Annotated in this window: 29 protein-coding genes and 1 tRNA gene; 13 read left to right on the top strand and 17 right to left on the bottom strand. The window is 68.9% G+C overall.

Annotation, left to right across the window (positions count from 1 at the left end; genetic code table 11):
- Nucleotides 1–15: 15 nt before the first annotated feature.
- Entirely contained in the window at nt 16–954 is a 939-nt protein-coding gene (locus tag FU260_RS17480) for a Ppx/GppA phosphatase family protein (protein ID WP_147918202.1), read from the top strand.
- A gap of 85 nt (nt 955–1,039) precedes the next feature.
- Here the strand turns inward: FU260_RS17480 and FU260_RS17475 are convergent, their stop codons facing one another.
- The 3 genes from FU260_RS17475 to FU260_RS17465 form a co-directional block, all read right to left on the bottom strand.
- Nucleotides 1,040–1,402: a VOC family protein gene (locus tag FU260_RS17475; RefSeq protein ID WP_147918201.1), complete on the bottom strand. Its 363-nt coding sequence runs from the start codon at nt 1,400–1,402 to the stop codon at nt 1,040–1,042.
- Between the two features lie 107 nt (nt 1,403–1,509).
- Nucleotides 1,510–2,964 (bottom strand): sugar porter family MFS transporter, encoded by a 1,455-nt coding sequence (locus tag FU260_RS17470; RefSeq protein ID WP_147919592.1) that lies wholly within the window; start codon nt 2,962–2,964, stop codon nt 1,510–1,512.
- 119 nt (nt 2,965–3,083) lie between these two features.
- Complete coding sequence (locus FU260_RS17465; protein WP_147918200.1) at nt 3,084–3,782, bottom strand: winged helix-turn-helix transcriptional regulator; 699 nt, start codon at nt 3,780–3,782, stop codon at nt 3,084–3,086.
- Nucleotides 3,783–3,922: 140 nt separating this feature from the next.
- On the opposite strand from FU260_RS17465, the gene FU260_RS17460 reads away from it, so the two are divergent.
- The 5 genes from FU260_RS17460 to FU260_RS17440 all read left to right on the top strand — a co-directional run bounded on the left by FU260_RS17460 (nt 3,923) and on the right by FU260_RS17440 (nt 7,735).
- The gene (locus tag FU260_RS17460; protein WP_147918199.1) at nt 3,923–4,549 is read left to right on the top strand and encodes a dihydrofolate reductase family protein; all 627 of its coding nucleotides are present in this window, start codon (nt 3,923–3,925) and stop codon (nt 4,547–4,549) included.
- A gap of 72 nt (nt 4,550–4,621) precedes the next feature.
- Nucleotides 4,622–5,104 carry an aminoacyl-tRNA deacylase gene (locus FU260_RS17455; RefSeq protein WP_147918198.1) on the top strand — a complete coding sequence of 161 codons (483 nt, stop codon included), beginning with the start codon at nt 4,622–4,624 and terminating at the stop codon, nt 5,102–5,104.
- Nucleotides 5,101–5,949, top strand: coding sequence for a uracil-DNA glycosylase (locus FU260_RS17450; protein WP_280527369.1), 849 nt, complete (start codon nt 5,101–5,103; stop codon nt 5,947–5,949). The genes FU260_RS17455 and FU260_RS17450 overlap by 4 nt, the downstream gene beginning before the upstream one ends.
- A 144-nt stretch (nt 5,950–6,093) precedes the next feature.
- Nucleotides 6,094–7,491 carry an NAD(P)/FAD-dependent oxidoreductase gene (locus FU260_RS17445; RefSeq protein WP_147918197.1) on the top strand — a complete coding sequence of 466 codons (1,398 nt, stop codon included), beginning with the start codon at nt 6,094–6,096 and terminating at the stop codon, nt 7,489–7,491.
- A 170-nt stretch (nt 7,492–7,661) separates the two neighbouring features.
- Nucleotides 7,662–7,735: transfer RNA gene (locus FU260_RS17440), tRNA-Leu, on the top strand.
- Between the two features lie 182 nt (nt 7,736–7,917).
- On the opposite strand, the gene FU260_RS17435 is transcribed toward FU260_RS17440, so the two are convergent.
- From FU260_RS17435 to FU260_RS24235, 8 genes are all read right to left on the bottom strand, one after another.
- Nucleotides 7,918–9,063 (bottom strand): MFS transporter, encoded by a 1,146-nt coding sequence (locus tag FU260_RS17435; RefSeq protein WP_168211831.1) that lies wholly within the window; start codon nt 9,061–9,063, stop codon nt 7,918–7,920.
- A 58-nt stretch (nt 9,064–9,121) separates the two neighbouring features.
- A complete protein-coding gene (locus tag FU260_RS17430) occupies nt 9,122–10,099 on the bottom strand; it encodes an ABC transporter substrate-binding protein (protein ID WP_244951244.1) in 978 nt (325 codons plus the stop codon).
- A gap of 41 nt (nt 10,100–10,140) precedes the next feature.
- On the bottom strand, nt 10,141–10,959 hold the full coding sequence (locus tag FU260_RS17425) for an ABC transporter ATP-binding protein (RefSeq protein ID WP_147918194.1): 819 nt from the start codon (nt 10,957–10,959) through the stop codon (nt 10,141–10,143).
- Nucleotides 10,959–12,059: a FecCD family ABC transporter permease gene (locus tag FU260_RS17420; RefSeq protein ID WP_147918193.1), complete on the bottom strand. Its 1,101-nt coding sequence runs from the start codon at nt 12,057–12,059 to the stop codon at nt 10,959–10,961. The genes FU260_RS17425 and FU260_RS17420 overlap by 1 nt, the downstream gene beginning before the upstream one ends.
- A gap of 144 nt (nt 12,060–12,203) precedes the next feature.
- Complete coding sequence (locus FU260_RS24435; protein WP_268957785.1) at nt 12,204–12,332, bottom strand: hypothetical protein; 129 nt, start codon at nt 12,330–12,332, stop codon at nt 12,204–12,206.
- Nucleotides 12,333–12,407: 75 nt separating this feature from the next.
- Entirely contained in the window at nt 12,408–12,704 is a 297-nt protein-coding gene (locus tag FU260_RS17415) for a hypothetical protein (RefSeq protein ID WP_187368383.1), read from the bottom strand.
- A 26-nt stretch (nt 12,705–12,730) separates the two neighbouring features.
- On the bottom strand, nt 12,731–14,020 hold the full coding sequence (locus tag FU260_RS17410) for a hypothetical protein (protein ID WP_147918192.1): 1,290 nt from the start codon (nt 14,018–14,020) through the stop codon (nt 12,731–12,733).
- Nucleotides 14,020–14,409 carry a hypothetical protein gene (locus tag FU260_RS24235; RefSeq protein WP_244951290.1) on the bottom strand — a complete coding sequence of 130 codons (390 nt, stop codon included), beginning with the start codon at nt 14,407–14,409 and terminating at the stop codon, nt 14,020–14,022. Before FU260_RS24235 ends, FU260_RS17410 begins: the two co-directional genes overlap by 1 nt.
- Before the next feature lie 64 nt (nt 14,410–14,473).
- On the opposite strand from FU260_RS24235, the gene FU260_RS24695 reads away from it, so the two are divergent.
- A complete protein-coding gene (locus FU260_RS24695) occupies nt 14,474–14,935 on the top strand; it encodes a hypothetical protein (RefSeq protein WP_483407248.1) in 462 nt (153 codons plus the stop codon).
- Here FU260_RS24695 and FU260_RS17400 read toward each other — a convergent pair.
- On the bottom strand, nt 14,905–15,657 hold the full coding sequence (locus FU260_RS17400; RefSeq protein ID WP_147918191.1) for a DsbA family protein: 753 nt from the start codon (nt 15,655–15,657) through the stop codon (nt 14,905–14,907). The genes FU260_RS24695 and FU260_RS17400 overlap by 31 nt on opposite strands.
- Before the next feature lie 69 nt (nt 15,658–15,726).
- Between FU260_RS17400 and FU260_RS17395 the strand changes: the two genes are divergently transcribed.
- The 3 genes from FU260_RS17395 to FU260_RS17385 are packed head-to-tail and all read left to right on the top strand — an operon-like array spanning nt 15,727 to nt 17,620.
- On the top strand, nt 15,727–16,266 hold the full coding sequence (locus tag FU260_RS17395) for a hypothetical protein (RefSeq protein WP_235912285.1): 540 nt from the start codon (nt 15,727–15,729) through the stop codon (nt 16,264–16,266).
- Nucleotides 16,263–16,652, top strand: coding sequence for a BlaI/MecI/CopY family transcriptional regulator (locus tag FU260_RS17390; RefSeq protein ID WP_147918190.1), 390 nt, complete (start codon nt 16,263–16,265; stop codon nt 16,650–16,652). Before FU260_RS17395 ends, FU260_RS17390 begins: the two co-directional genes overlap by 4 nt.
- On the top strand, nt 16,649–17,620 hold the full coding sequence (locus tag FU260_RS17385; RefSeq protein ID WP_147918189.1) for a M56 family metallopeptidase: 972 nt from the start codon (nt 16,649–16,651) through the stop codon (nt 17,618–17,620). The genes FU260_RS17390 and FU260_RS17385 overlap by 4 nt, the downstream gene beginning before the upstream one ends.
- A 30-nt stretch (nt 17,621–17,650) precedes the next feature.
- Here FU260_RS17385 and FU260_RS17380 read toward each other — a convergent pair whose 3' ends face one another.
- On the bottom strand, nt 17,651–18,031 hold the full coding sequence (locus FU260_RS17380) for a hypothetical protein (protein ID WP_210418115.1): 381 nt from the start codon (nt 18,029–18,031) through the stop codon (nt 17,651–17,653).
- A 180-nt stretch (nt 18,032–18,211) separates the two neighbouring features.
- Between FU260_RS17380 and FU260_RS17375 the strand changes: the two genes are divergently transcribed.
- Nucleotides 18,212–18,772: a PadR family transcriptional regulator gene (locus tag FU260_RS17375; protein WP_147918187.1), complete on the top strand. Its 561-nt coding sequence runs from the start codon at nt 18,212–18,214 to the stop codon at nt 18,770–18,772.
- Between the two features lie 4 nt (nt 18,773–18,776).
- Here FU260_RS17375 and FU260_RS17370 read toward each other — a convergent pair whose 3' ends face one another.
- The 3 genes from FU260_RS17370 to FU260_RS17360 form a co-directional block, all read right to left on the bottom strand.
- Entirely contained in the window at nt 18,777–19,340 is a 564-nt protein-coding gene (locus FU260_RS17370; protein WP_235912286.1) for a dihydrofolate reductase family protein, read from the bottom strand.
- 71 nt (nt 19,341–19,411) lie between these two features.
- Nucleotides 19,412–20,179: an ABC transporter permease gene (locus FU260_RS17365; RefSeq protein WP_147918186.1), complete on the bottom strand. Its 768-nt coding sequence runs from the start codon at nt 20,177–20,179 to the stop codon at nt 19,412–19,414.
- The gene (locus tag FU260_RS17360; protein WP_147918185.1) at nt 20,176–20,913 is read right to left on the bottom strand and encodes an ABC transporter ATP-binding protein; all 738 of its coding nucleotides are present in this window, start codon (nt 20,911–20,913) and stop codon (nt 20,176–20,178) included. Before FU260_RS17360 ends, FU260_RS17365 begins: the two co-directional genes overlap by 4 nt.
- A 112-nt stretch (nt 20,914–21,025) precedes the next feature.
- On the opposite strand from FU260_RS17360, the gene FU260_RS17355 reads away from it, so the two are divergent.
- Nucleotides 21,026–22,123, top strand: a complete 1,098-nt coding sequence (locus tag FU260_RS17355) for a sensor histidine kinase (protein ID WP_235912287.1) — start codon at nt 21,026–21,028, stop codon at nt 22,121–22,123.
- Nucleotides 22,123–22,767, top strand: a complete 645-nt coding sequence (locus tag FU260_RS17350; RefSeq protein WP_147918184.1) for a response regulator — start codon at nt 22,123–22,125, stop codon at nt 22,765–22,767. The genes FU260_RS17355 and FU260_RS17350 overlap by 1 nt, the downstream gene beginning before the upstream one ends.
- A gap of 59 nt (nt 22,768–22,826) precedes the next feature.
- Here the strand turns inward: FU260_RS17350 and FU260_RS17345 are convergent, their stop codons facing one another.
- A complete protein-coding gene (locus tag FU260_RS17345) occupies nt 22,827–24,680 on the bottom strand; it encodes a serine/threonine-protein kinase (RefSeq protein WP_147918183.1) in 1,854 nt (617 codons plus the stop codon).
- Nucleotides 24,681–24,699: the final 19 nt, after the last annotated feature.

Here is a 24,699-nt window from a genome sequence, read left to right as displayed (position 1 = left end):
GGCAAGGTAGGCGCCGTGACTCGTGTGGCAGCCATCGACTGTGGGACCAACTCCATCCGCCTGCTCATCGCCGACCGGGCCGAGGGTGCCCTCGTCGATGTGGTGCGCCGGATGGAGATCGTCCGGCTCGGGCAGGGGGTGGACCGCACCGGCAGACTGGACCCACAAGCGCTGGAACGCACCCTGGCCGCGACCCGGGACTACGCCGCCGAGTGCCGCACCCACGGCGTGCAGGCCCTGCGGTTCGTGGCCACCTCCGCCACCCGGGACGCTGAGAACCGGGAGGAGTTCTTCGCCGGGGTGCGCGAAGCGCTCGGCGTCGAGGTGGAGGTGATCACCGGCGAGGAAGAAGCCGCCCTCTCCTTCGCTGGCGCGGTGAGCATCCTTGGTGCGCAGGACCCGGCACCGAATCTGGTGGTGGACATCGGTGGCGGTTCCACCGAGCTGGTGCTGGGTGAGCGCCAGGTGGACCGGGCGATCTCGCTGGACATCGGCTCGGTGCGGATGACCGAGCGGCACATCCGCACCGACCCGCCGGCCCCGGAGCAGGTGGCTGCCGCCCGCGGGGACATCGGCGCCGCCCTGGACCGGGCCGCTGACGAGCTGGACCTGAGCCGGGTGCGCACGCTGGTGGGGGTGGCCGGGTCGGTGACCACGCTGACCGCGCTCGCCCTCGGGCTGGACGCCTACCGTCCGGAGCAGATCAACGGAGCGCGGCTCTCGCTCGAACACGTGCGGGCCGCCGCGCAAGCGCTGCTCACCATGTCGCGCCAGGAACGGGGCGCCCTCGCCTTCATGCACACGGGCCGGGTGGACGTGATCGGTGCCGGAGCCCTGATCTGGGCCGAGGTGGTCGATCGGGTCGCCCAGGCGGTCGCCGACGGCGGAGGTCACCTGGACGAGGTCATCACCAGTGAGCACGACATCCTGGACGGTATCGCCCTCTCGGTCTGAGGTCGGAGCGGTCCGCGAACGCAGGTTCGCGCGGCGCCATCGCGCGCACTGCGGTGCCAGAGAGCGGTCCGCGAGCGGGAGCCGATCAGCTCTCGGTGACGCCCTCGTACAGGCCGATGGTGTTGCCGTCGGCGTCGGTGAACACGGCGAACCCACTGGTGTCGGAGATCGGGCTCCTGCCCATCACCACCTCACCGCCGAGCGCGGTGACCTTGGCCAGGGTGTCCTCGATCGAGTCGACCTCGACGTAGGACCGTGGCTGGGTGAAACCCTCGCCACGCGGAGCCAGCCCGCCGCCGCTGATCTGGTTCGGAGCTCGCCACATCGGGTAGCCCTCGAAGCCGGGGATCTCGCTGATCTGCCAGCCGAACAGCTCGTGGTAGAAGCGGGTGGCCCGGTCCAGGTCGCCGACCGGAATATCGATGTGGGTGATGTCGCCGTGCGCCATGAGAGGCCCTCCGTAGCGATCGTTGGTGGCAGAGACTCTGCTCCGACCAGCCACGGGCGTCAAGAGGGGACGGTCGGCAGCCACACCAGCCCGGCGGTCGCCCCAGCTCAGTCCGCCTTGACCACCTTGCCGCGCCTGACCACCGGGTTCTCGCCCATGTCCTCCAGCTCGAGCCCCTTCGTCTCCGGGATCTTCCAGAGCACGAAGAAGAACGAGAGCAGCGCGAAGGTGGCATAGAACCCGTACGCGAAGGTGAGGCCGATCTCCGCGAAGGCGGGGAACGTCGTCGAGATGAAGAAGTTGGCCACCCACTGCGCTGCTGCCGCCACCGAGAGTGCGGCTGCCCGGATCCGGTTCGGGAACATCTCTCCGAGCAGCACCCACACCAGCGGTCCCCAGCTCGCCCCGAACCCGACGACGAACACGTTCGCGCTGATCAGCGCCACCAAGGACCACGGTTCACCGAGCTCGGCCGTGGCCTCGCCGTCCGGGCCGGTGACCATCGTGGCGAAGGAGAACGCCAGGGCCATCAAGCCCAGGGAGAGCGTCATCAGCACCGACCCGGCGAGCAGGATGGGTCGCCGCCCCACCTTGTCCACCAGCAGGATCGCCACGATCGTCACCACGATGTTCGTCACCGAGGTGATCACCGTGATGGTCAGCGCATCGGACTCCTCGAACCCGACCGAGCGCCACAGCGTGGTGGAGTAGTAGAAGATCACGTTGATACCGACGAACTGCTGGAACACCGAGAGCAGGATGCCTACCCAGACGATCGGCTTCAGCCCCAGCCGATGGCCGCGCAGATCGCCCAGGGACTCTCGCTTCTCCACTTGCAGGGTCTTGCGGATCTGCTCGATCTTCAGGTTGACGTCCAGCTCACCGGTGAAGTCGTGCAGCACCTGGGACGCCTTGTCCAGCTTCCCGCGGGCCACCAGGAACCGCGGTGACTCGGGCAGCTTGATCGCGATGATCCCGTAGACGGCCGCCGGGATGGCCTCGGCCAGGAACATCCACCGCCACGCTTCCTGGCCGAACCAGAGCATCTCGGCGGCACCACCGGCAGTGTTCGCCAGGAGCGCGTCGGAGAGCAGGGCGGTGAAGATACCGGTCACGATCGCCAGCTGCTGCAGCGACCCGAGCCGGCCGCGCACCCGGGCGGGGGAGACCTCCGCGATGTACGCGGGCGCGATCACCGACGCGGCGCCGACGCCGAAGCCGCCGATCACCCGCCAGACGATCAGATCCACCACGCCGAACGCCAGGCCCGAGCCGATTGCGGAGATGAAGAACAGTACCGCCGCGATCATCATCGTCGGAACCCGGCCGAGCTTGTTCGCCACCGGCCCCGCGAACCAGGCCCCCACCGCGCAGCCGAGCAGCGCCGAGGAGACCGCGAACCCCTTCAGGCCGGCACCCAGCTCGAACTGCCCGGCCAGCGCATCGACGGCACCGTTGATCACCGCAGTGTCGAAACCGAAGAGGAATCCGCCGAGCGCTGCGGCGATGCAGATCCCGACCACGCGGGCATTCAGACGGTTGACTGCCGGCTTGTCCTCCACGACGACCGCTCCTCCCTCGGCGCCGGTACTCAGCGCCGTGGCAGTGAGGCTACGGCCTCCGGCGGCGGTGCGCGCGTCGAGTGTGGACTGCACCACACCTCGCTGGCGGCGCCGCCAGCTCAACGTCCAGACGGAGCCGCTTCGACCGGCGGGTTCGCGTTCCGATAGGGCACCTGGAACGTGGCGGTGAAGGCCTCGAACAGGCCATGGTCACCGTGCGCGGTGATCTCGCCACGATCGACGGCGTCTGCCAGTTCCAAGTCCCCGGCCAGTACGTCGCGAAAGGCTGGACCACCCTCGAGGCTGAGAGTGGCGTCCTCGCGCGGACCTACGCCCACCTGCACCACGCCGTCCTCGAGGACAGCATGTGCCACAGCATCACCCACCCGGACCTGGTAGACGGTCCTGCCGGTCCGGTCCGCAGCCGCCGTGCTCGAGCGGATGCCCGATCGCAGCGCACTCGCCAGCGACGCGGCGGTCACGACCTCGCCGGGGCGCGGTTCCCGCATGTCCGCGGCACCCCATCGCGCCAGGGCATCCAGGGCAGGGATGAGCTCCTGCCCACGCTCGCTCACCCGGTAGCGGACTGACCGGTCCGGCGCCTCGCTGAGCTCGCGCACGATCAGTCCGTCGGCCTCCAGCTCCTTGAGTCGGCGTGCCAGCCCATTGGACGGGATGCCCGGCAGTCCTTCCTGCAGCTCGGAGTAGCGGCGCGGTGCGAGGAGCAGATCGCGTAGCACCAGGATCGTCCAGCGCTGACCCAGCAACTCCGCGGCATGTGCCAGCCCACAGAACTGGCCGTAGGAACGATCTCGCATGCGATCCAGTGTACGTCTTGACTGATAGCCATGAAGTACGCTTCACTAAATGAAGTTCAAAAGGAACTGTTCCAACAAGGACGTACAGCAACGCAATCGCCGCAGTAGAGCGGGCGGTAGCGGAAACGAGAGGACAGGGTATGGGCGCGATCGTGGTGCAGGCATTCCTCACCCTCGACGGCGTGGTGCAGTCGAGCAACGAAGAGGACGAGACGCCGATGGAGCAGCCGAACTGGACGCTCGACTATGACGCCGAGCACGGTGGTGAAGAGATCAACGCGCTGGTCCGGCAGTGGGAGACGCGGACGGCCGCTCTGTTGCTGGGCCGGATCACCTACGAGATCTGGGCGGGAGCCTGGGGCGTCTGGGACGAGAACGCCGGCGGGCTGGAAGGAGAGCTGACGCGCCGCTACAACCGGGTGCCGAAGTTCGTCGCCTCCACGACGTTGACCGAGCTTGGCTGGAAGGACTCCCACCTCCTCGATGCGGATGTACCTGCTGCTGCGAGAAGGCTGAAGGATCAGATCGACGGCGAGATCCGCGTCTGGGGCAGTACGCAGCTGATCCGCACGCTCGCCGAGAACGACCTCGTCGACGAGTACCGGCTGGCGCTCTACCCGCTGGTGCTGGGCCGGGGCACGAAGCTGTTCGGTGAGGGGTTCCCCGCCTCGACCTTCGCCCGGGTCGAGACCGAGCCCCTCTCCACCGGGGTCGTCGTGAACACCTTCCGCCGCACGGGGGCTGCCCGCGCCGGTGCTGTGCGGTAGCGGCGCCTGAGCAGGCCTGCCGGGAGTTAGCGAGCGGCGGGCCGCGCAGCGCCGGCTCGGTACAGTGAACAAATGACCGACGACGCACCCGGTACCCCCGCCACTGAGGCGCTGGCCGCCTCCGGCCTGGCACACGAGGTCACCCGGCACGGCCCGGTGCGCTCGCTGGCCGAGGCAGCCTCCGCCCGCGGTGTGGACCCCGGCGACATCGTGAAGACGATGGTGGTGCGCCGCGGCAAGGGCGACTACCTGTTCGTGCTGGTTCCCGGGGACCGGGCGATCTCCTGGCCGAAGCTGCGCACGCTGCTCGGGGTGAACCGGCTCTCCATGCCCGATGCCGCCACGGCGAAGGACGTCACCGGGTACGAGCGCGGCACCATCACCCCGTTCGGCGCTACCCAGGCGTGGCCGGTGGTCGCCGACGAGCGGATCCGTGGCCGCCGGGTCTCGATCGGGGCCGGCGGGCACGGCATTGCCGCCACGGTCGACGGGGACGCCCTGACCGACCACCTGCACGCGGAGGTGGCGGACGTGACTGACCCTGCGCCGTCGTGAGCGAGCAGCTGCCACACCCGCGCACCGGTGACCTCTACCCGTCCCCGGTGCCGCCCGGCACCGGTTGGCCCGGTGATCCGGCAGCACCGCGGACCACCCGTGCCCAGAACGGCGACCAGGTCAAGCGCCTGGCCGCCTCCGCCCGCAGCCTCGAGGTGCTCGATGCCCGCTCGAGCGTCTGCCAGGCCTGCCCGCGGCTGGTGGCGTGGCGCGAGGAGGTGGCCCACCGCCGTCGGCGTGCGTTCGCCGACCAACCGTATTGGGGCAGGCCGGCACCGGGCTTTGGAGACCCGAAGGCTCGGCTGCTTCTCGTGGGCCTGGCCCCGGCCGCGCACGGGGCGAATCGCACCGGGCGGGTGTTCACCGGCGACCGGTCCGGGGACTGGATCTTCGCCGCGCTGCACCGCGCCGGCTATGCGAACCAGCCGCTCAGCGTGGACGCCGCGGACGGGCTGGCCCTCACCGATGCCCGGATGGTCGCCGCTGTGCGCTGCGCGCCGCCGGACAACGCCCCCAGCCCCGACGAGCGGCACACCTGCGCCGGCTGGCTGGACCGGGAGATCGAGCTGCTTACCCCCACGGTGACGGCGATCCTCGCTCTGGGCGGGATCGGCTGGCAGGCCACGTTCGCCGCACTGCGCCGGCTCGGCTGGACGGTGCCACGGCCGCTGCCGAAGTTCGGTCACGGGGCAGAGGCGCTGGTGTTCCCACCCGAGCGCCGCGGTGGGGGACGTGCGCCGGTGCACGTGTTCGGCTGTTACCACGTCTCCCAGCAGAACACCTTCACCGGCCGGCTCACCGAGGAGATGCTCGACGGCGTTCTCACCCGGGCGCGGGACGTCTGACCGGTCCCTTCGCTCGAGCCGGTCGATGGTTGGTCGGCGTGCTCGCTGCGCGTTCGTACTCTGGTTCGGGGCGGGCAAGCCCCCGGTTGCGAGCGTGTGCAAGACCACGGTGCCGGCCTCGGCCGCTCACCCTAGAGTGGAGGTATGAGCGAAGCACCTACCCTCAGTGCCCGCACCGGCCGGGCCCGTAAGGTCCCCCGGATCCTGGTTCTGGGCGGAGGCTATGTCGGGTTGTTCACCGCACTGCAGATCCGCAAGCGGATGGGCCGGCGCGAAGCGGCGATCGTGGTGGTGGATCCCCGCTCCTACATGACCTATCAGCCATTCCTGCCTGAGGCGGCTGCCGGGTCGATCGAGCCGCGGCACGTGGTCGCCCCGCACCGCCGGCTGCTCCGCGGGTCCACGGTGCTCTCCGGGCGGGTGACCGACCTGAACCACGGCGCTCGCAAGGCCACGATCACTCCGGTGGAAGGGGAGTCCTACGACGTCTCCTACGACCACGTGGTGGTCGCCCTCGGCGCGGTCGCGCGCGTGCTGCCGATCCCGGGCCTGGCTGAGAATGGCATCGGGTTCAAGCAGATCGAAGAAGCGATCGCCCTGCGGAACCAGGTGCTGAACAAGATGGATGTGGCCGCCTCCACCTGGGACCCGGAGGCACGGCGCCGGATGCTCACCTTCACCTTCGTGGGTGGCGGCTTCGCCGGAATCGAGGCGATCGGCGAGATCGAGGACATGGCGCGCGCCGCCTGCAAGGACTTCGACTCCATCCGCCCCGAGGACCTGCGGTTCGTGCTCATCGAGGGCACCCGCCGGATCCTGCCCGAGGTGGGCGACGAGCTCGGCGGCTACGCGCTCGAACAGCTGCGCCGCCGCGGTATCGAGATCAAGCTGAACACGTTCCTGAACTCTGCCGAGGACGGGCACATGGTCTGCTCCGACGGGGACGAGTTCGACTCGGACACCCTGGTCTGGACCGCTGGGGTGAAGGCCAACCCGGTGATCGCCGCCTCTGACCTGCCGATCGACAAGCAGGGCCGGGTGCGCACCCTGCCCACTTTGCAGGTGGTCGATGACGAAGGCTCCGTGGTCGAGGGAGCCTGGGCCGCAGGGGACTGCGCCGGTGTCCCGGACATCTCCACCGGCGAGCCGGACGTCTACTGCGGCCCGACGGCGCAGCATGCGGTGCGTCAGGCCCGGCATCTGGGCGACAATATCGTCCGGCACCTCGGTGGTGAGGCGGTCACCGACTACTCGCACAAGAACATGGGCACGGTCGCCTCGCTCGGGCTGTACAAGGGGGTCGCGCAGATCCAGGGGATCAAGTTCCGTGGCCCGCTCGCCTGGTTCATGCACCGGACCTATCACATGTGGGCCATGCCGAGCTTCAACCGCAAGGCCCGCATCCTGCTGGACTGGACCACTGCGCTGATCTTCAACCGGGAGATGGTGGCCCTCGGGTCGCTGCAGAGCCCGCGTGAGGCTTTCACTGCCGCAGCCGCGGACCGGGCGGACCGGGCGAACAAGGAGCCGGTGGGCAAGTAGCGCGCTCGGACCGGTGACCGGGGCGCCATGCGCTCCGCGTCGCCGCATGACGGTCTGTAGTTCGCGGTGGTATCTGACGCACACGGAAAGGACCTGCAGGTACCGCATCGTGCTGCAGACGCGTGTCTCCAACTGGTAGGTCAGCTGCCCGTAGGATGCCCAGAGCAGCCGCCCCTATAGCCCAACCGGCAGAGGCAGCCGACTTAAAATCGGTTCAGTCTGGGTTCGAGTCCCAGTGGGGGCACCGGAGCGGTCAGGACGTGCGTTTCGTCGAGCTTCCAGCCAGATCTGGATCGCCCGCCTCACGCGCTGCTGGTGACCGGGTTCGCCGCCTTCCAGTGCCGGGACGTTGCTGGTTGAGCTGGCACACCTTGGGACGACGGTGACGAACTCGCGGTGCGGCGACTGCGCAGCTCCTGGTCCCGTTCACGGGCCGTTGTGGACCGCTGTTCGGCCAGTGGCGACTGGAACGAACACTAGTGCGAGAAGGGTAGGGATGCCCAGCGCCCACGCGATGGCACCGCCTCCGCCGAAAGCGAGTCCCGCCCCAGCGAGGAGTGCGCCGGTAAACACGCCCAGGCTCATCCCAGCCGCGTTGATGCTGTAGGCGGCTGCCGTCAGCTCGTCGCCCCGCTCTGCGATCAGCGTGGTGATCAACGCTGCGACGATGGCGTGGCAGAAGCCCATCAGAACCGTCGCGATCAACGCCCCGGCGAGGACCTCTGTGGTGAACAGAGCGATGAGTGCGATGGCGGCCCCGATCAGTCCCAGGGCGAGGAGCAGCTTCTGCCGACGGCGACCTCCTCTCGCCCAGCGGCCGGCGAGGAAGTTACCGGTGAAGAACGACGCCCCGCTGAGGGTCCAGACGAGCGTGACTGCGGTCGGTTCGAGGCCGAAGCGGTCGTGGTAGTGCGCCGCGAGGACGGCGAGGTAGCCCATGAACGCCGTGGTGCGTAGGAAGGCGATCGCGACCAACGCGAGAAGATCGTGGCGGTGGCGCAACTGCGCGAAGGACACCGCGTACGGAAGGCGTGGTGCACTGCCGGCCCGGGGAACTCGCGATGCCCGGAGGAAGAACACGGCGAGGATCGAGGCGGCGATGGCGGTGATCCACAGGACGCCCTGCCAGCCGCGCCAGAGGGCGATTCCACCGATCACGGGCGCGGCAAGCACTGCTGCGAGGGACTGTGTGGCGGTGACGATCGTTGCCGCCCGTCCGGAGTCGCCCCGGTTCGGGTACCTGGTGGTCGCGGTCAGGAGCAGCGTGGGCGTGAGGATCGCCGTCGCCGCACCAATACCCACGCAGAAGACGATGAGAGTTGGAAGCGTGCCAACGGTGGCGATCAGGCTCGTGCCGGACAGCATCACGAGGCTGGCGGCGGTGGTATGCGGTGCTGACCATCGTGCGATCAGTGGCGCGATCCCGATCCCGGTGACGAGCGCCGCGACTCCGCCGAGTCCCCGAAGCATCCCCACCACCGACGTCTCCTCATTCGCGGCTGCGGCAATCGGGACGAGAAAGGTGGAGAAGATCGTGAACGGGAACAGGCTGATCACGGCCGCGAGGAGCACTGGCCACAACGCTCGAACGATCAAGTGGTCCGGTGCGGTCAGTCTGGGACCGTCAGCCCTACCGGGACTCGGCGTACTCACGGAGATAGTCGGCGAAGCGTTCGAGGCCATCGATGTTTCGCGGACTGGAGATCGCCTCGTTGTAATCGAGGATGTAGAAGTTCTCGTTGACCACAGCGGGCAGTGTTGCCGTCGCAGGGTTGGACTTCAGGAAGTCGATCTTCTCCGTGGCCGGCTGGTCCTGATACTCCAGGATGATGATCACCTCGGGTTCTGCTTCGACCACCGCCTCCCAGGTGGCCTCGGTCCAGCGCGCTTCGACGTCGCCGAAGATGTTCACTCCGCCGGCGAAGGTGATGATGTCGTTCGGCGGGACCTGGCTGGCTGCGGTGAAAGGCTTATCGGTGCCGGAGTCGTACAGGAAGACGTTGATCGGGTCGCCCTCCGGGGCCCGCTCCTGCACCGCTTGGACCCGCTGCCTGTAGTTGGCGACGAGGTCGGCCGAGCGATCCTCGACGTCGAAGATCTGGCCGAGGCGCTCAAGGTCTGTGTACAGGCCTTCGAACGGGGTGTGTTCTTCGGGGTAGCCCGGGTAGTTGAAGCACGATTCGGCGTGCATGAAGCTCTGGATGCCGAGCGTGTCCAGAATCTCCGGGGTGATACCGCGCGAATCGGAGAACCCAGAGTTCCACCCGGCGACCACGAAGTCTGCATTCGCGTCGACGACGAGTTCGCGATTGAGGAGATCATCCGAGAGGAACTCCACGCTCTCGTACTCGGCCGCCCACGGGGATTCGCTGACCGGAGGGTTCGCGGGTGGGAGGACATATCCGTGCACGTGATTGGCCAGCCCTAGTGCGAACATCTTGTCGGCGCTACCCCCCTCGTAGACGACGGCACGCTGTGGGGTGGTGTACTCCACGGCTTCACCACACCGGTTGACGGTGACGGTCGACGCTGTGTCGTCCCCCTCGTCGGGGGCGTCGATCTGTGCGCCGCATCCTGCCAGCAGGAGTGCTCCTGCTGCGGTCGCCATGATCGCCGCGACTCTCGTTCGGCTACGTGCGATGGGCGTCATCACTGGGTTCCTCTCATCGTGGGGACTGGCTCGGCGGTGGGCTGCATGGGCTCGGCGGTGAGATCGAAGAGCAGTTGAGGGTCGTCGGTGATCGGGTGGTTCACGATGGAGACCTGCACGCCGAAAACCTGAGCGATCAGGGTTTCGGTCAGCACATCCCGGGGCGTTCCGTTGGCGATGAGCTGCCCGTCCGCGAGAACACCGATCCGGTCGCAGGCGGCTGCGGCGAGGTTCAGGTCGTGGAGGACGACGACGACGGTGAGGCCGCAGCGTCGCAGGTATCCCAGGATCTGGATCTGGTGGCGGAGGTCCAGGTGGTTGGTCGGTTCATCCAGGACCAGTACCCGGGGTTGTTGCACCAGCGCCCTGGCGATCAGGACGCGCTGCTTCTCGCCGCCGGAGAGTTCGAGGATCCCTCTGTGCTCAAGGTGCAGGACATCCATCTGTCGCATCGCGCGCTGGCAGAGTTGTCGCCCGGCCTCGTTGAGAGGTTCGTTCCCGCGAGTGTGCGGTGTCCGGCCAAGAGCGACCACCTCGGCGACGGTGAAGTCGAAATCCGCTCCACTCTCCTGGGTCAGCGCTGCCGTCCGCTGTGCGCTTTCCCGAAGTGGGAGCTGCCAGATCTGATCCCCGCCGACCCGCACCACGCCGCTGGAGGGTTTCAGCGCGCGGTACACGCAACGTAGCGCTGTCGACTTCCCGGAGCCGTTTGGCCCGACCAGGCCGACGACCTCGCCGACGAGTGCCGTCAGGCTCAACCGCTGGACCAGGTCGCGCCCATCCATGGTGACGGTCAGCTCGTCAATGTGCAGTTCCATCACTTGCCCCCGAAGACGTAGCCTTTGCGACGCATCAGGTAGATGAACACGGGCACACCGATGATCGCGGTGAGAACCCCGACGGGTAGTTCCCGTGGGGCAGCGAGCGTCCGGGCGAGCAGGTCCACCCAGACCATCAAGGACGCGCCGATGAGAGGGGTGATCAGGAGTAGCCGTGCGTGGGTCGCGCCGATCAGCATGCGGGTGATGTGCGGCGTGACCAGTCCGATGAATCCGATCGTTCCACTGACGGCGACCATCGCGCCGGTCATCACAGCGGTGATCACGAAGAGCGACTTCCGGGTCCGCGTCGCATCGATCCCGAGACTTGCTGCCGTCTCGTCGCCCAGAGACATCACGTCGAGTGGTCGGCTGAACCTGCGGATCACGACAGTTCCCGCCATCACGACGCCAGCAGCAATCGGCAAAGCTCCCCAGGTCGCGGCGCCGAAGGAGCCCATCGTCCAGAACAACACCGTACTTGTGGCCTCACCGGTGGGGGCGAAGTAGATCATCACGCTCATCACCGCTTGGAACCCGAACGAGAGCGCCACGCCGGTGAGGACAAGTCGTAGCGGGCTAGCGCCGGTCTTTCCATAGGCGATCGTGTACACCAGAACGGTCGCCCCGATCGCGCCGATGAACGCGCCGACGGAGACCGCATAGATCCCGAGCGCCGACAGTGCTCCGAACAGCGACACGGTGACGGCCCCGACCGACGCACCCGACGAGACCCCGAGGATGTAGGGGTCGGCCAGAGCGTTTCTCACCAATGCCTGAATCGTGGCGCCCACCGTCGCGAGCCCCGCGCCAACGGTTGCGGCCAGGAGTACCCGAGGCGTCCGGATCTGCCAGATGATCTGGTAGCGGGTGACCTCGTCGGCGGAGATCGTCCCACCCGTCACCGCCGCCCAGAGGTAGCGAGCGGTATCGGCCGGAGGAACCAGGGACGATCCCAGTCCGATCGCGACAAGGATCGAGACGAGCAGCGCAGCAGTGAGACCCGCCATGAGAACGGCGGCGCGGCGGGAACCAGTGGACCGGTCGCCGTCGGGCGCGGGTGCAGGCCGCAGTGCGGTCAGCTCAGGGCCAGCCGGCATCAGTTGTCGCAGAAGAGTGCTGTTCTCATAATGAGAACTATTATCAACAGAGCGTGCGCACGGGTCAAGTGAAGTCCCCGAATGGTGGGTGCCGACGTGCCGGTAGCACACCAGCCCGGACCTCCTTGATACCCAGCTGATCGGCTACCCGCGTGCTGCGCGCTCACCATCGCCGGTGAGCAGAACGGTCTGCAGGTTCTGCGCGTGCGGGCGAAGCCGGTCGGCCGGCCAGAGGGCGCCGACCACCTCCTGCCCGCGGGCGAGGAGGACCACGGTGTACCCCGGGGCCCAAGCCCTGATCGGCGTCGTGGCGCAGGGCAGCGGGGATCGGTATCTCGTGCTCGCGGATCAGGTCCGCACTACCGGCGAGTTGACCGTCGACATGTGCCGAGGCGCCGAGCCCCGGCCTGGAAGTGAATCCGTGTCCTCGGGGGTGGCACGGTGGAACGGCCAGGCCGCCCAGGTGACGACCGGCACCGCGATCAGCACGCAGACCGCCTCCCGGCCGGGGAATCGCCACCCGGGCACGAGTACGAGGACGATGGTCAGGTAAATCAGTGGAACGGTGAGCAGAGGGGAGAGGATCAGCCGTCGGTGCAGGGCCGTGATCCAGATCTCGGTGGCCCGTCGGGACCGGTCAGGCACAACGCTACAAGGCGTCCGGATCGGTCTTATCGGCGCCGTATCCCGCGAGAGGGCTCAGCACTATTCGCTCGACCGATCGTGCCACCGCCCTCAGCACCGTTCGCGGCATCGCCCGATGGCCCCTGCTGGGTGGTCGCGAGCACGCTCTGGTCGCCGGCGGTCAGCAGGACGGCACCGGTCGGGGCGATCAGTTCCGGGATCGCGATGTCGCCCGACCCTGCCGAGTCGTAGCCGACCGCGATCTCCCCGGTGAGGGTGTTGTGCACCCGGACCGCGCCGCCGTCGAGCAGGTAGACCAACGCACCCCCGACGGCCCGGAACTGCGCCTCTGCTCCGGCCGGTGCTGACCAGGACGCCTCGCCCTCGGGGTCGAGGCCGTGCAGCCCGTCCGCGTCCAGCAGCACCCGGGCACCGGTGGCCGCGTCGGTGACCGCATCCCGTACGCCTTCGGCAAGCACCGCACCGTCGGTGAGATCCAGCAGGCTGTGCCCCTCGGCTCCGACGTCCAGCAGCGCGACGTCCTGGCCCGGGTTGGTGCCGGCGGCCGCGGCGACCTCATCTGCCGACCAGCCGTAGTCGCTCAGCGGCACCTGCCAGCGGACCTCCAGTCCGTTCCCGCCGCCCGACTCCAGTGCGGTCAGCTCCGTCTCGTCGACGGCCAGCAGCACGCCGTCGTACTCGCCCACCATCCGGGTGTCCACAGGGTCGGCCACGTCGAGGGTCCGCCCGGTGTCGGCGTCCAGTGCGACGGTCCCCGCCGGTTGACCGAAGGTGTCTGGCATCTCGGCGTACACCAGTCCCGGGCCCCGGTGCGGACCGGGTACCTCGACCGGGCCCCAGACCAGGTCGCCGGTGTGCAGATCGTGGGCGCTGACGGTAGTGGCCAGCTCCGCCGATGGACCGCCCACATCAGCGAGCACGGCGATGTCCTGTCCCTCGGTCGTGCTGGTCAGCACGAAGCCGGTACAGCTGGCCGGTCGCTGCGCCCACCACAGGATGCTCCCGTCGGCGTCGACGGCCCGGAACTCGAGCGCGCCGTCGGTCTCCTGCGGAGCCACGAACACGCCGTGGTGTTCCTGGGCAGCCCCGATGGGCCACGGCGGGGCCACCAGGGCGAGCTGCTCGATCTGGTACGGCAGCCACAGGTCCTCAGGATTCACCTCGGGGAGGGGGTCGTCACTGAGCTGAGGCTCGCGCTGTAGGTCGAGCTGCTCGACGGGCGTGGCGCCCTCGGGCTCCTCTGCCGAGCCGGTGCATCCGGCCAGCGCCACGGCCAGCAGCCCGGCGCCGGCAACCGCTGGCGTGTGCCGCCGCATCAACGCCTCGCCCTGTCGCCGCCGGTGTGATCCGGCTCGTCGGCCACCGGCTCCGGCGGCCGACGTCGCTTCCCGCGCCGCGCCCACACAGCCAGGATCACCCCGGCTACCACCACGATGGCGACGATGTCCACGACTGGCCCGGACAGCAGTGCGCTGCGCTCCTGGAGCCACAGCTGCACTCCGGAGGGGACCAGCGCCGGAGCGCTCACCAGCCCGTTCGTGACCCAGAACAGGACGCCGACGCCGATCAGCAGCAGTCCGGTGAGTACCGACGTGGTGTGCAGCTCGCGCCCGAGCACAGTGAACGACCGTCCCCGCAGCGCACGCCGGGCGCGGTCGCTCATCCGCGTCCAGGCCCAGGCGATCAGCACCAGCGGCACCACCATTCCGCCTGCGTACACCGCCAGCAGGGCGCCGGCGAGGATCGCATCTCCTCGGGCTGCGGCCAGGGTGAGTACGGCGCCCCAGGATCGGTCCGGAGCAGACTCCGGCCAACCCGCTCGCGGCGCCGAGCAGCAGAGTCTTCACCAGGCCCGTTCGGGCAGCCGCCTTCTGCTGCAGGCCCTGGGCGCCGGGGATCAGCCGCGCCGGATTGAATCCGAGCCCGAGCAGCTGCAGCACGCCGAATCCGATCAGCAGCACCGAGGCGACCACCACGATCGTGGTCCGATAGGTGACGAACAACGCGCCCAGCGCGCCGATGCCCAGTCCGAGCGGGACCAGGACCACCACGAGCCCGAGGTAGAAGACCAGCGCGTGCAGTCCCAGCCGGAGGCCGCCGCCCACGGAGGAGGCGAAGAATGCCGGCAGCAGCAGTGCCCCGCACGGGCTGAGCAGCGCCAGGACACCGCCGAGGAACGCGGCGAGCAGGCCGATGTCCATCAGCCCGCCTCCGCCAAGGCCTGCTCGTAGGCGGTCACGAACACCTCGGTCGGCTGAGCACCGAGGATCGGTTCCCCAGCCAGGACGAAGGCCGGGGTGGAGTACACGCCGAGTCCGTGGCCCAGCTCAGCGTTCACCGTCACCGCCTCGGCGGTCTGCGCCGAATCCAGGTCTGTGCTGAACTCCTCAACGTCCAGGCCGAGCTCGCCGGCCAGGTCCACCAGGGCCTCCCGGGTCAGGGCGCCGGCAGGCCGCGTCTGGCCATCAGCGAACAGAGCGTCGTGGTAGGCCCAGAACTCGTCCTGCTGCGCCGCGGCGTAGGCGGCCTGAGAAGCGCGGACGGAGTCCTCGCCGAAGACGTTCACGTCCCGCCACTCGATCCGTAGGTCCCCGGCCTCCACGTGCTCCATCAGCACCGGCAGCGTCTCGCGACTCCAGGTGGCACAGAACGGGCACTGGTAGTCGGAGAAGACCACCAGGCCCACCGGCGCATCGACCGGACCCGCGGCGAGCGGGTCATCCGCGTCGCGTTGCTCGATCACGGTCAGGTCCGGTTCGTCCGGATTCTCGACGGCGGTCGGTTCCTGTCCGCTGCCCTCTCCCGTGCCAGCGGTGGTCGCCTCCTCCTCGAGTGCGGCGGGCGGTTCGTCGCCGCCGCCGCGCAGCGCCAACACCAGGACGATCAACGCGATCGCCACCGCACTGACCAGTACCGGCACGAGCGGCGATCGGCGTCCGGGCGTAGTGGTCACGAAGGCTCCCTCGGTCGACTATGAAGCATAGTAACTATGCACCATAGTAGAACATGCCATACTGGCTCGATGACCACTGCCGACCGCCCTGATCTTGCCCAGGAAGCGCCACCGCGCCCGGGCCGGCCCTCTGTTGTTCAGGTGCTGCTGGCGCTGCGCAGCTGGACCGGTAAGCAGATCGCGATCGCCGCCATCGCGAGCGTGGCGATCGCCCTGCTGATGGGAGTGGCTACTGTGCTGATCCCGAACTCGGTGTTCACCCGCGACATCCCGCCAGTGTGGTGGAACTACCCGGTGTGGCTGTTGACCTCACTGCTGGCCGGCCTGCTGCTCGCCACCTATGTGCGCACTGACCAGCAGACCGAGCAGCGCAGCGGACGGTTCGGGGTCGCGGGTGCCGTGCTCGGTTGGTTCGCCGTGGGCTGTCCGGTGTGCAACAAGATCGCCCTGATCGCTCTCGGCTACACGGGGGCGCTCACCTGGTTCGCGCCGCTGCAGCCGGTGCTGGCACTGGGCGCTCTGCTGCTCACCGGCCTGGGCCTGTACTGGCGGTTGCGCGGCCAGGTGGCTTGCCCCCTCCCGGCGGGCGATGTCCAGGTGGCCCGGTGACCGGCGCGTCCGAAGGCTCGGCTCGGCCAGAGCCGCCCCGCCTCGGCGCCCTGGAGGCTCAGGTGATGGACGCCTTGTGGGACCAGCCGGGCCAGACCGTGCGTCAGTTGATCGACGGGCTCGGCGGAACGCCGGCCTACACCACGATCGCCACCGTGCTCTCGAACCTGAATCGGAAGGAGCTGGTCACCGCTGAGCGGTCCAGCCACTCCACCCGGTACCGTCCCGCCCTCAGCCGCGGCGAGCACACGGCCGCGGTGATGGGCTATGCGCTGGATGCCAGCAAGGACCGGGCCGCCTCCATCCTGCACTTCGTAGAGACGATGCCTGCCGGTGACCTGGACCTGCTGCGCGAGTATCTCGACCGGCAGGGAGAGCAGACGTGACAGCGCTGCTCCTGGTACTGCTACTCGGGTTTGGGCTGATCGTGGCGGGAGTAGGCGGACCGTGGCTGGTCCGCCGAGCAGTCCCCGTACTGGTTCGCGTGCCACGCCTGGCCGCCGTCGCACTGCTCGCGACGGCGGGGCTCTGGGTGCTCACGCTGCTGGCACTCGGTCCGATGCTCTCCTGGGTCAACGACGGTCCGGCGTTGCTCACCGGTCCGGCCGGCGAGGTCTGCCAGCGGTGCCTGGACTCGGCCAACCCGTTCGGCAGCTCCGCGGTGAGCACGATCGTGCCCACCGTCGCGCTGCTCGGCATCCCGGTGCTCGGCGGTGCGCTGCTGGTCGGTGCCGGGGTGGCGGAGGTGCGCCGCCGCCGACGGCGGACCGCGGGGGTGGCGGCGCAGCTCCTCGGCGAGCCTGCCACGGTGCTCGGTCACCAGGTGTGGCGAGTGCCGGACCAGCGCCCGTATGCCTTCGCGCTCCCGGCCCGGCACGGCGGGATCGTGGTCTCCGATGGGTGTCTGGGCACGCTGGAAGAGGACGAACTGGCCGCAGTGCTGGCCCACGAACAGGCGCATGTGCAGCAACGTCACCATCTCGTCCTCGCGCTCGTCGGCGCCCTGGTGCGCGCACTGTCCTGGGTGCCGCTGTTGGCGGCCATCCGGGCAGCGCTGCCGCACTACCTGGAGATTGCCGCCGACGATGCCGCTCGGCGCCGCGCCGGCACCCCGGCCTTGGCCAGTGCGCTGCTCCGGCTGGGGGAGCGGGCCGAACCGGCAGCGTTCACCGGAGCCGGTCCGGAGGTGCTGCACGCCGCCGGACCAGATCGCATCCGGCACCTGGTCTGCCCACCGGAAGCCGGCGGCCATGGTCCCGCGGCCGTTGTCGCCGTCTTGCTGACCGGTCTCGCCGTGGTGAACGCCGCCGTCCACCTGCCCCTGCTGCTGGCTGCCTGGGGTGGCTGCCTCTGACGGAGGCCATTCCTTGAGGCCGGCCAACGATCAGGTGCCGGCTGCAGCACGTTGACTCGCCGGGCGTGACCGGGCACCGATCGCGAACGCCGTCGCCAGCACCACTGATCCGAGCGCCTGGTAGGCGAACCAGAGCTCTCCGCCGGCCGAACTGCCTTGCCCAGCAAGGATGAGGGCCAGGGCGGTGAGCACCAGCCAGCCCGAGTCGTAACCCACCAGGTACCAGATGTACGGCTGAGCCGCTCGGCGCCGCGCGAACACGATCTCAGCCACGCCGCTCAGCAGCAGGATCCCCGCAGTGAGGAGGATCAGCGGAACGTCCACACCGAGGAGCCGGCCGATCGGTGCCGCAGCCAGGGCGTAGACGGCGGCCAGGACTGCTTTGAACAGCCCGTCCCCGAGGTATCCCACCCTGAGCCATCGCGTGCCTCGAACTGTCATTGGTCCTCCGGTTGAGCGTCGGCCCGGTGCGGAGTCGACCGGGTGGATGAGTAGTACAACTTGACTAGTCAGAAGCCTACGTCAACTAGTCAAGATGTACTAGGTTGGTGTCGAGCGTTTCGAGCGTTTCGACCGGGAAGGAGCTGACCGATGACCGCGACCCGACTGCTCATCCTCGGCGCCATCCGAGAACGAGGGATCGCTCACGGGTACCAGGTCCGGCTCGATCTGGAGTCATGGAGCGCGGGTCTGTGGGGGAGTCTGAAACAGGGGTCGATCTATCACGGGCTGAAACGCCTGCACGATCAACATCTGGTCCGCGAAGTCACCGGCGTCGGAGAGCCGGCCGGACCGGCTCGCACCGAGTACTCCCTGACCGCTTCAGGCGAGCGGGAGTTCTTCACGCTGCTCGAGGCCTCGCTGCGTTCGGCCGATGGCGGCCTGGCCGAGGCTATCGCCGGAATCGGGTTCATGACGGTGCTGCCGCGCGACCGGGTGCTCGAGCTGCTGCGCGAGCGCGTGGCGGCCTACCAGCTGAAGCGAGCTCGGGTCGTCGATGAGTACGAGCAGAGTCTGGACGAGGACTGGCAGCATCACGTCGAGGCGATCCGACTCTGGGCGAGCACCGCCGACAGTGCCATCGCGTGGACCCAGGAGCTGATCGACCGACTCGACGGGGGCGCCTACACGATGGCCGGTGAGGGCCCGTGACTGCTCAGCCCGCTACGCCGCGGACCGCATAGTGGTGTAGGGCAGCTCCGCCGTCGAACGTTTGGTGCTCGAGCAGTTCCAGATCGAGCGGCTCCTGCGGCGGGTCGAACAGCGGTCGGCCGTACCCCAACCACGCCGGGTGAACGAACAGCAGCAGCTCGTCGAGCAGCTGGGCGCGCAGCAGCTGGCTGGCGAGGGTGGCGCCCCCGACGCCGATTGCGCCGTCGGTGCGGGCCCGGACCTCGGCGAGCTGGTCGATCGCGTCATCGCCGCCGATCACCCGGGTGTTGTGCTCGGCACTGGAGCGGGTGCGGGAGACGAGGATCTTCGGTTTCGAGGTCCAGATCTCGCCGTACTCCCGCAGGTAGTCGGGCAGCGAGGCGTCGTCCCGGGCATTTGGCCAGAACGGGTCCATCAGCTCATACACCTTGCGGCCCTGCACCATCAGCGCCAGCGCACGCGCTCGGGCGTTGAACTCCCGGTGCAGCTCCTCGGTGATCTGCAGCCAGTCACCGCCGCCCGGCGTTGCCGGGTCGCTCTCGATCCGGGCATCGATGGAGATGTTCATCCAGTACACGAAACGGCCAGACATCATGCCCCTCAGGTCGCGGCTGTCGACGGGTCCCTGATGCTACTCGCTCAGCCCCAGCGGAACAGGGTGGCGGCGATCGTGGTGCCAGCCGCAATGGTCACGGCCATGCTGATCAGCGCTTCCAGGGGAAGGGTGGCGCCGACCCAGGCTGCTCCGAGGGCGTCGATCGAAGCGCCGAAGGGCAGCAGCTCACCGATTCGCGCGAGCGGTTCGGGCAGTGCATCCCGCCCGCCGAACATGCCACCCAGCGCACCGATCGCGAAGAAGCCGATCAGCCCGATCGCCACCGCCGAGTTCGGCGTCGGTGCGATCGCCGCCACCACCATGCCCAGGGCGTACATCGCCGCCGCGGCGAGCGCGAACACTGCCAGCGCCGCGCCCAGGTGCACCGGCAGCTGTGCGCCGAACCCGATCATCGCCACCGTCATGGCGATCGCCACGCCGATCACGGTCTGCGCGGCGCTGACGATCACCTGGGCGGTGAGCACCATGACCGCGGACGCGGGGGTGACCGCCAGCCGGCGCAGGATCCCGGACCGCCGGTAGTAGGCCAGGAAGCTGGGCATGTTGATGATCCCGATCGTGGCGACCACCATCGTCAGAGCCAGCGGGAGAACGAAGACCTCCAGCACCGTTCGTCCGTTGGCCACCACCTCCTCGCCGGCGGCCGAGGCGCTCATCAGCATGATCAGCAGCGGGAGGGCGAGGGGGATGACCAGACCGGCGGTGTCCCGGATGACCATCTTTGCCTCACCGGCAACCATGATCATCAGGGACCGCGCACCCGGTCGGTGGGCTTCGATGGCGATACTCATTCGCTGACCTCCAGCTCTTTTCCGGTGAGCGCCACGAAGGCGTCGTCCAGAGTGGGTGCCCCGGACCGGGCGACGACTGCGGCGGGGGTGTCCAGGGCGATCACACGCCCGCCGTCCAGCAGGGCGATCCGGTCGCAGAGCCGCTCGATCTCCTCCATCGCATGGCTGACCAGCAGCACGGTGACACCGTCGTCGCGCAGTTGCTCCACCGTGCGCCAGATCTGCCGCCGCGCTCGTGGATCCAGGCCGGTGCTGAGCTCGTCGAGGATCACCACCCGTGGCCGGCCGGCCAGCGCGAGGGCGATGGACAGCCGTTGCTGCTGACCACCGGAGAGCCGCTCGAACCGGGTGCGCTTCTGCTCGGTCAGCCCGACCAGCTCCATCAGCTCCGCTGCCGGCCGTGGCCGCGGGTAGAAGCTGCGATACAGCCCGATCAGCTCGCTGACGGTGAGGGCGCCGTGCAGGTAGGCCTCCTGTAGCTGGACCCCGAGCACCTGCCGGAGCTTGGCGCGGTCCCGCTGCGGATCCAGACCGAGAACGCGGATGAGTCCTTGGTCGGGTGCACGCAGACCGGCGATCATCTCCATCGTGGTGGTCTTCCCGGCGCCGTTCGCGCCGAGTACACCGAACACCTCGCCGGCGCCGATGGTCAGGCTGACGTCGGCCACGGCGACGACGTCGCGGTACCTCTTCTGCAGGCCGGTCGCCTCGATGGCAGTGCTGTTCGTGGTCATGACGACCACGCTAGGAAGAACCAGCACTCCGGCGCCTGTGCCGCTGGTCATCACGTGGCGCCATGACTTCTGGCACTGGAGGGTACACGCCGAGTCCGCCTAGAGTGACGGGATGCGGCGGTTCGGCTCCAACGAGTGGGCGGGGCTGTTCATGCTCGTCGCAGCCATTGCGGTGGGCACACCAGTGTTGGTGGGGATGGTGCCGCCGGACATCCCACGCGCCGGCTGGTCCACCCTCTTCGCCCTCTTCCTCGGCGTGCTCCTGGTGGCTGTGGTGGCAGAGCGGCCTCAGGTCCGGTACACCGCTTTCGCCGTCACTGTGCTGATCTCCTGGTCGGTGGTGCTCACCGCGATGGCGATGGACATGCTCTGGATCCTGCTGGTGCTGGTCGCCGCGGTGAGCGCGTCCGTCGTGCCAGTGCCGGTGGGTCTGGTGGTGATCGCGGCGAACACCGGGGTGATCATCTGGATCAAGACCGCCCGTGGAGACGGCCCGTCCGAGTCGGTCGTGGTGGTCGCCTTCTACCTGGTGATCCAGCTCGCCTCACTGCTGAGCTCGCACGCCTTCATCCGCGAGCAGCACACCCGCCGTGAGCTCACCGCCGCGCACGTGGAGCTGCGGGCGGCGAGTGCTCTGCTCTCCGAGTCGGCCAGGACCACAGAGCGGCTGCGGATCTCCCGGGAGCTGCACGACCTGATCGGGCACCAGCTCACGGTGCTCACGCTGGAGCTGGAGGCGGCGCGGCACCGTGACGGTGACCAGGCCCGGAACCACGTGGACCGGGCCAACCAGGTGGCCCGCGACCTGCTCCGTGACGTGCGGGAGACCGTGGGTGAGCTCCGCGCTGCGCCGTCCCACCTGCCGGCCGCTCTGCGTGAGGTGGTCGGCGACCTCCCCGGGCTGCAGGCCACTGTCGAGATCGATGACGATCTCCGCCTGGACGAGGAGCGGACCGCCGCGTTCGTCCGTGCGGCTCAGGAGATCGCCACGAACACCATCCGGCACTCCGAGGCCCGGCGCCTGCACATCGAGGTGCGCGCCGATGGGACAGGCACGGTACTGACTGCTGTCGACGACGGGTACGGTCACCCCGATCCGGCACCCGGGCACGGCCTGGCCGGGCTCGCCGAACGGTTCGAGGCCCTCGGCGGCGCGATCACCTTCGACGGAAGCGCGGGCTTCCGGGTGACCGCCCAGGTACCGAGCTGATGACCCGGGTGGTGCTGGTGGACGACCAGACCCTGGTGCGGCACGGGATCCGCAGCCTGCTGGAGATCGCGAACGTCGAGGTGGTCGGCGAGGCCGACGACGGACGAGCCGGCCTGGACGTGATCGCGCAGTGCGCTCCGGACGTGATCCTGCTCGACCTGCGCATGCCCGGCTACGACGGGCTCTGGACGCTGCAGCAGCTACGTGATCTCGGGATCGACACCCCGGTGCTGGTGCTGACCACGTTCGACGACGACACGCTGGTGCTCGAGGCCCTGCGCGCCGGGGCGCGCGGTTACCTGCTCAAGGACGTCACGGTCGAACAGCTGACCCATGCGGTGCAGTCCCTGGCCGACGGCGGCACGTTCGTCGCGCCGTCGATCACCGATCGCATGCTCCGGGCGATCCGGTCCGGAGCATCCCCGGAAGCCGAAGGGCTGCCACCGGTGCAGCCGCTCACCGCCCGCGAGGTGGAGGTGCTCCGGTTGCTCGCCGAGGGCTACAGCAACCGGGAGATCGCCGGCGTGCTGTTCCTGGCCGAGGGCACGGTGAAGAACCACGTCTCCACGATCCTGGACAAGTTCTCCGCCCGCGATCGAACCAATGCGGTACTCCGGGCGTTGCACGCCGGCATCCTGCGCTAGGGGCGCTAGGGGCGCTAGAGGCGGCAGGGGAGCCAGCGGCGGGAGCTGTTCTCGCCCAGCTAGCCCACGATGGTGACGACCGCCAGCACCGAGTCGCCGTCGGTGATCCCGAGATCGGGTGCTCGGTTGGCGAAGTACGCCCGCGGGGCCACAGCCAGCAGGATCGTGCCCGGCCGGAGTTCCAGGTCATCCGGGAGGGCGAGCTCAGTGCGCAGATCGCGGGCGTCGATGCCCACGTTGTCATTGGCGACATCGCTGGCCCAGGGGTTCAGCGTGACCGTCTCACCCGGTGGCCAGGTGGAGTGGTCGGTGGAGACGAACGCGTAGCCGAACTCCGTCAGTGCTTCCCCCTCTCCCGGGTCGAGTACCCGGATCTGCAGATCCTCAGGGAGCTCGAGACCCTCGGGAATGGCGACGTCGTAGGCGTCGGCGGAGGTCTCGGTGACGGTGAGGTTGTCGATCGCGGCACCGGTGAAGTGCGGTTCTTGGAAGTGCCGGATCAGCACGCTGGATCCGACGATCAGAGCCACCACCACGAACACCACACCAGCCACGAGCGCGCCACGTTCCAGCTTCTTCGTGGTGGCCGAGCGCGGCGGGGGTGAGCTGATGTCCTCCGGGGCCATCGGCAGGATCGCTGGGCCGGCGGGTGGCGTGGAGGAGGCCGGGCCTCCGGCCGGGGCGAACGTGCCGTGCAGATGCGGGTCAACCGTGCGCGGGTCGGGGAAGCCGGTGTGCACCGGGCCAGCGGCGCCGGTGTGCTCGTGCGGCAGTCGCAGGGCGTGCTGGGGGGACTCAGCACTGCGCGGCTCGGGAGGAGGCAGCGGTACCCGGTCCTTGGTGTCCGGCGGCGGCAGTGCTGCATCGGCCGGCAGCCAGGTGTCCTCGGCCGGAGCAGACGGGGCCGAGTCGGCCTCGACCTCGCCGGCCTTGCCATCCGGAGCACCCCCGGCAGCGGTGAGCGCCGCACCCGGGGGAGGAACGTCGTCGTAGGCTTCCGCCCCAGGCACCTCCACCGGGGTGATCTCACCACCGAGCTCACGCTGCACCTGCTGGAGCGCCCGGGCCAGCTCCAGCATGCTGGAGAACCGCTGGCTCGGGTCGTAAGACATTCCCTGGCGCAGCACCTCCTGGAACGACTCGGGAACCCCGGGGCGCTGCATCTGGGCGATGAACCCGGTCTGGATCCGGGCGCGGATAGCGGTGGCACCGTTCGGTCCGTCTGGTACCTCCCGGGGCGAGCGGCCCTCCACCAGCGTGTACAGCGTGGCAGCCAGGCTGAACCGGTCCGAGCGGGTATCCGCTACCGGCCGTTCACCCAGCGACTCCGGTGCCGCCCACGGCAGGCTCAGGCCCACCGTGGTGGAGTCCTCGATCCCCCCGGAGTACACCTGTTCGCGCGCCAGCGTGGCCTCCGGGAACTCGTCGTCGATAGTGGAGATGCCGAAGTCGCTGAGCACGGCGACGTCATACTCGGTGAACAGGATGTTCGCCGGCTTCACGTCCCGGTGCACGATCCCGACCCGGTGGGCGCACTCCAGCGCGCTCGCCAGCCGGACTCCGAGGCGGAGCGTGCGGGCCACGGATAACGGAGTCTTGCGGTAGACCCCGCCCAGGCTCCCGCCCGAGCAGTACTCCATCACCAGGTACGGTTCACCGTCGTCATCGACGTCGGCGGTGAAGATCGAGGCGATCGCGGTATGGCTGGAGACCCGGGCCATCAGGTTCGCCTCAGCGGCGAACTGGGCACGGCTGGCCTCGCTGAAGTCCTCGGTACGCAGCACTTTCACCGCGACGTCCCGGGTCGGCATGCGCTGCCGGTACAGGTACACGTCGGAGAAGCCACCCCGCCCGATGAGCCGCTGAAAGGTGAAGCCGGGAATCTCCGGCGGCCTGCGTTCCGGTTCCGGCATTCACCCTCCTCTGCGCTGG

Origin of the sequence: Ruania zhangjianzhongii (genome assembly GCF_008000995.1) — a bacterium.
Classification (GTDB): Bacteria; Actinomycetota; Actinomycetes; order Actinomycetales; family Beutenbergiaceae; genus Ruania; species Ruania zhangjianzhongii.
This window is presented reverse-complemented; position numbering and strand designations above follow the sequence as displayed.

Bases quoted from the DNA above. Each gene is read 5' to 3' on its own strand.
- FU260_RS17425 (WP_147918194.1), bottom strand. From the start codon at position 10,959: ATGGAACTGCACATTGACGAGCTGACCGTCACCATGGATGGGCGCGAC.
- FU260_RS17430 (WP_244951244.1), bottom strand. From the start codon at position 10,099: ATGGCGACCGCAGCAGGAGCACTCCTGCTGGCAGGATGCGGCGCACAG.
- FU260_RS17395 (WP_235912285.1), top strand. From the start codon at position 15,727: ATGACCACTGCCGACCGCCCTGATCTTGCCCAGGAAGCGCCACCGCGC.
- FU260_RS24235 (WP_244951290.1), bottom strand. From the start codon at position 14,409: ATGGTGGTGCCGCTGGTGCTGATCGCCTGGGCCTGGACGCGGATGAGC.
- FU260_RS17465 (WP_147918200.1), bottom strand. From the start codon at position 3,782: ATGCGAGATCGTTCCTACGGCCAGTTCTGTGGGCTGGCACATGCCGCG.
- FU260_RS17445 (WP_147918197.1), top strand. From the start codon at position 6,094: ATGAGCGAAGCACCTACCCTCAGTGCCCGCACCGGCCGGGCCCGTAAG.
- FU260_RS17420 (WP_147918193.1), bottom strand. From the start codon at position 12,059: ATGCCGGCTGGCCCTGAGCTGACCGCACTGCGGCCTGCACCCGCGCCC.
- FU260_RS17365 (WP_147918186.1), bottom strand. From the start codon at position 20,179: ATGAGTATCGCCATCGAAGCCCACCGACCGGGTGCGCGGTCCCTGATG.
- FU260_RS17360 (WP_147918185.1), bottom strand. From the start codon at position 20,913: ATGACCACGAACAGCACTGCCATCGAGGCGACCGGCCTGCAGAAGAGG.
- FU260_RS17350 (WP_147918184.1), top strand. From the start codon at position 22,123: ATGACCCGGGTGGTGCTGGTGGACGACCAGACCCTGGTGCGGCACGGG.
- FU260_RS17460 (WP_147918199.1), top strand. From the start codon at position 3,923: ATGGGCGCGATCGTGGTGCAGGCATTCCTCACCCTCGACGGCGTGGTG.
- FU260_RS17475 (WP_147918201.1), bottom strand. From the start codon at position 1,402: ATGGCGCACGGCGACATCACCCACATCGATATTCCGGTCGGCGACCTG.
- FU260_RS17455 (WP_147918198.1), top strand. From the start codon at position 4,622: ATGACCGACGACGCACCCGGTACCCCCGCCACTGAGGCGCTGGCCGCC.
- FU260_RS17345 (WP_147918183.1), bottom strand. From the start codon at position 24,680: ATGCCGGAACCGGAACGCAGGCCGCCGGAGATTCCCGGCTTCACCTTT.
- FU260_RS17370 (WP_235912286.1), bottom strand. From the start codon at position 19,340: ATGAACATCTCCATCGATGCCCGGATCGAGAGCGACCCGGCAACGCCG.
- FU260_RS17355 (WP_235912287.1), top strand. From the start codon at position 21,026: ATGCGGCGGTTCGGCTCCAACGAGTGGGCGGGGCTGTTCATGCTCGTC.
- FU260_RS17375 (WP_147918187.1), top strand. From the start codon at position 18,212: ATGACCGCGACCCGACTGCTCATCCTCGGCGCCATCCGAGAACGAGGG.
- FU260_RS17410 (WP_147918192.1), bottom strand. From the start codon at position 14,020: ATGCGGCGGCACACGCCAGCGGTTGCCGGCGCCGGGCTGCTGGCCGTG.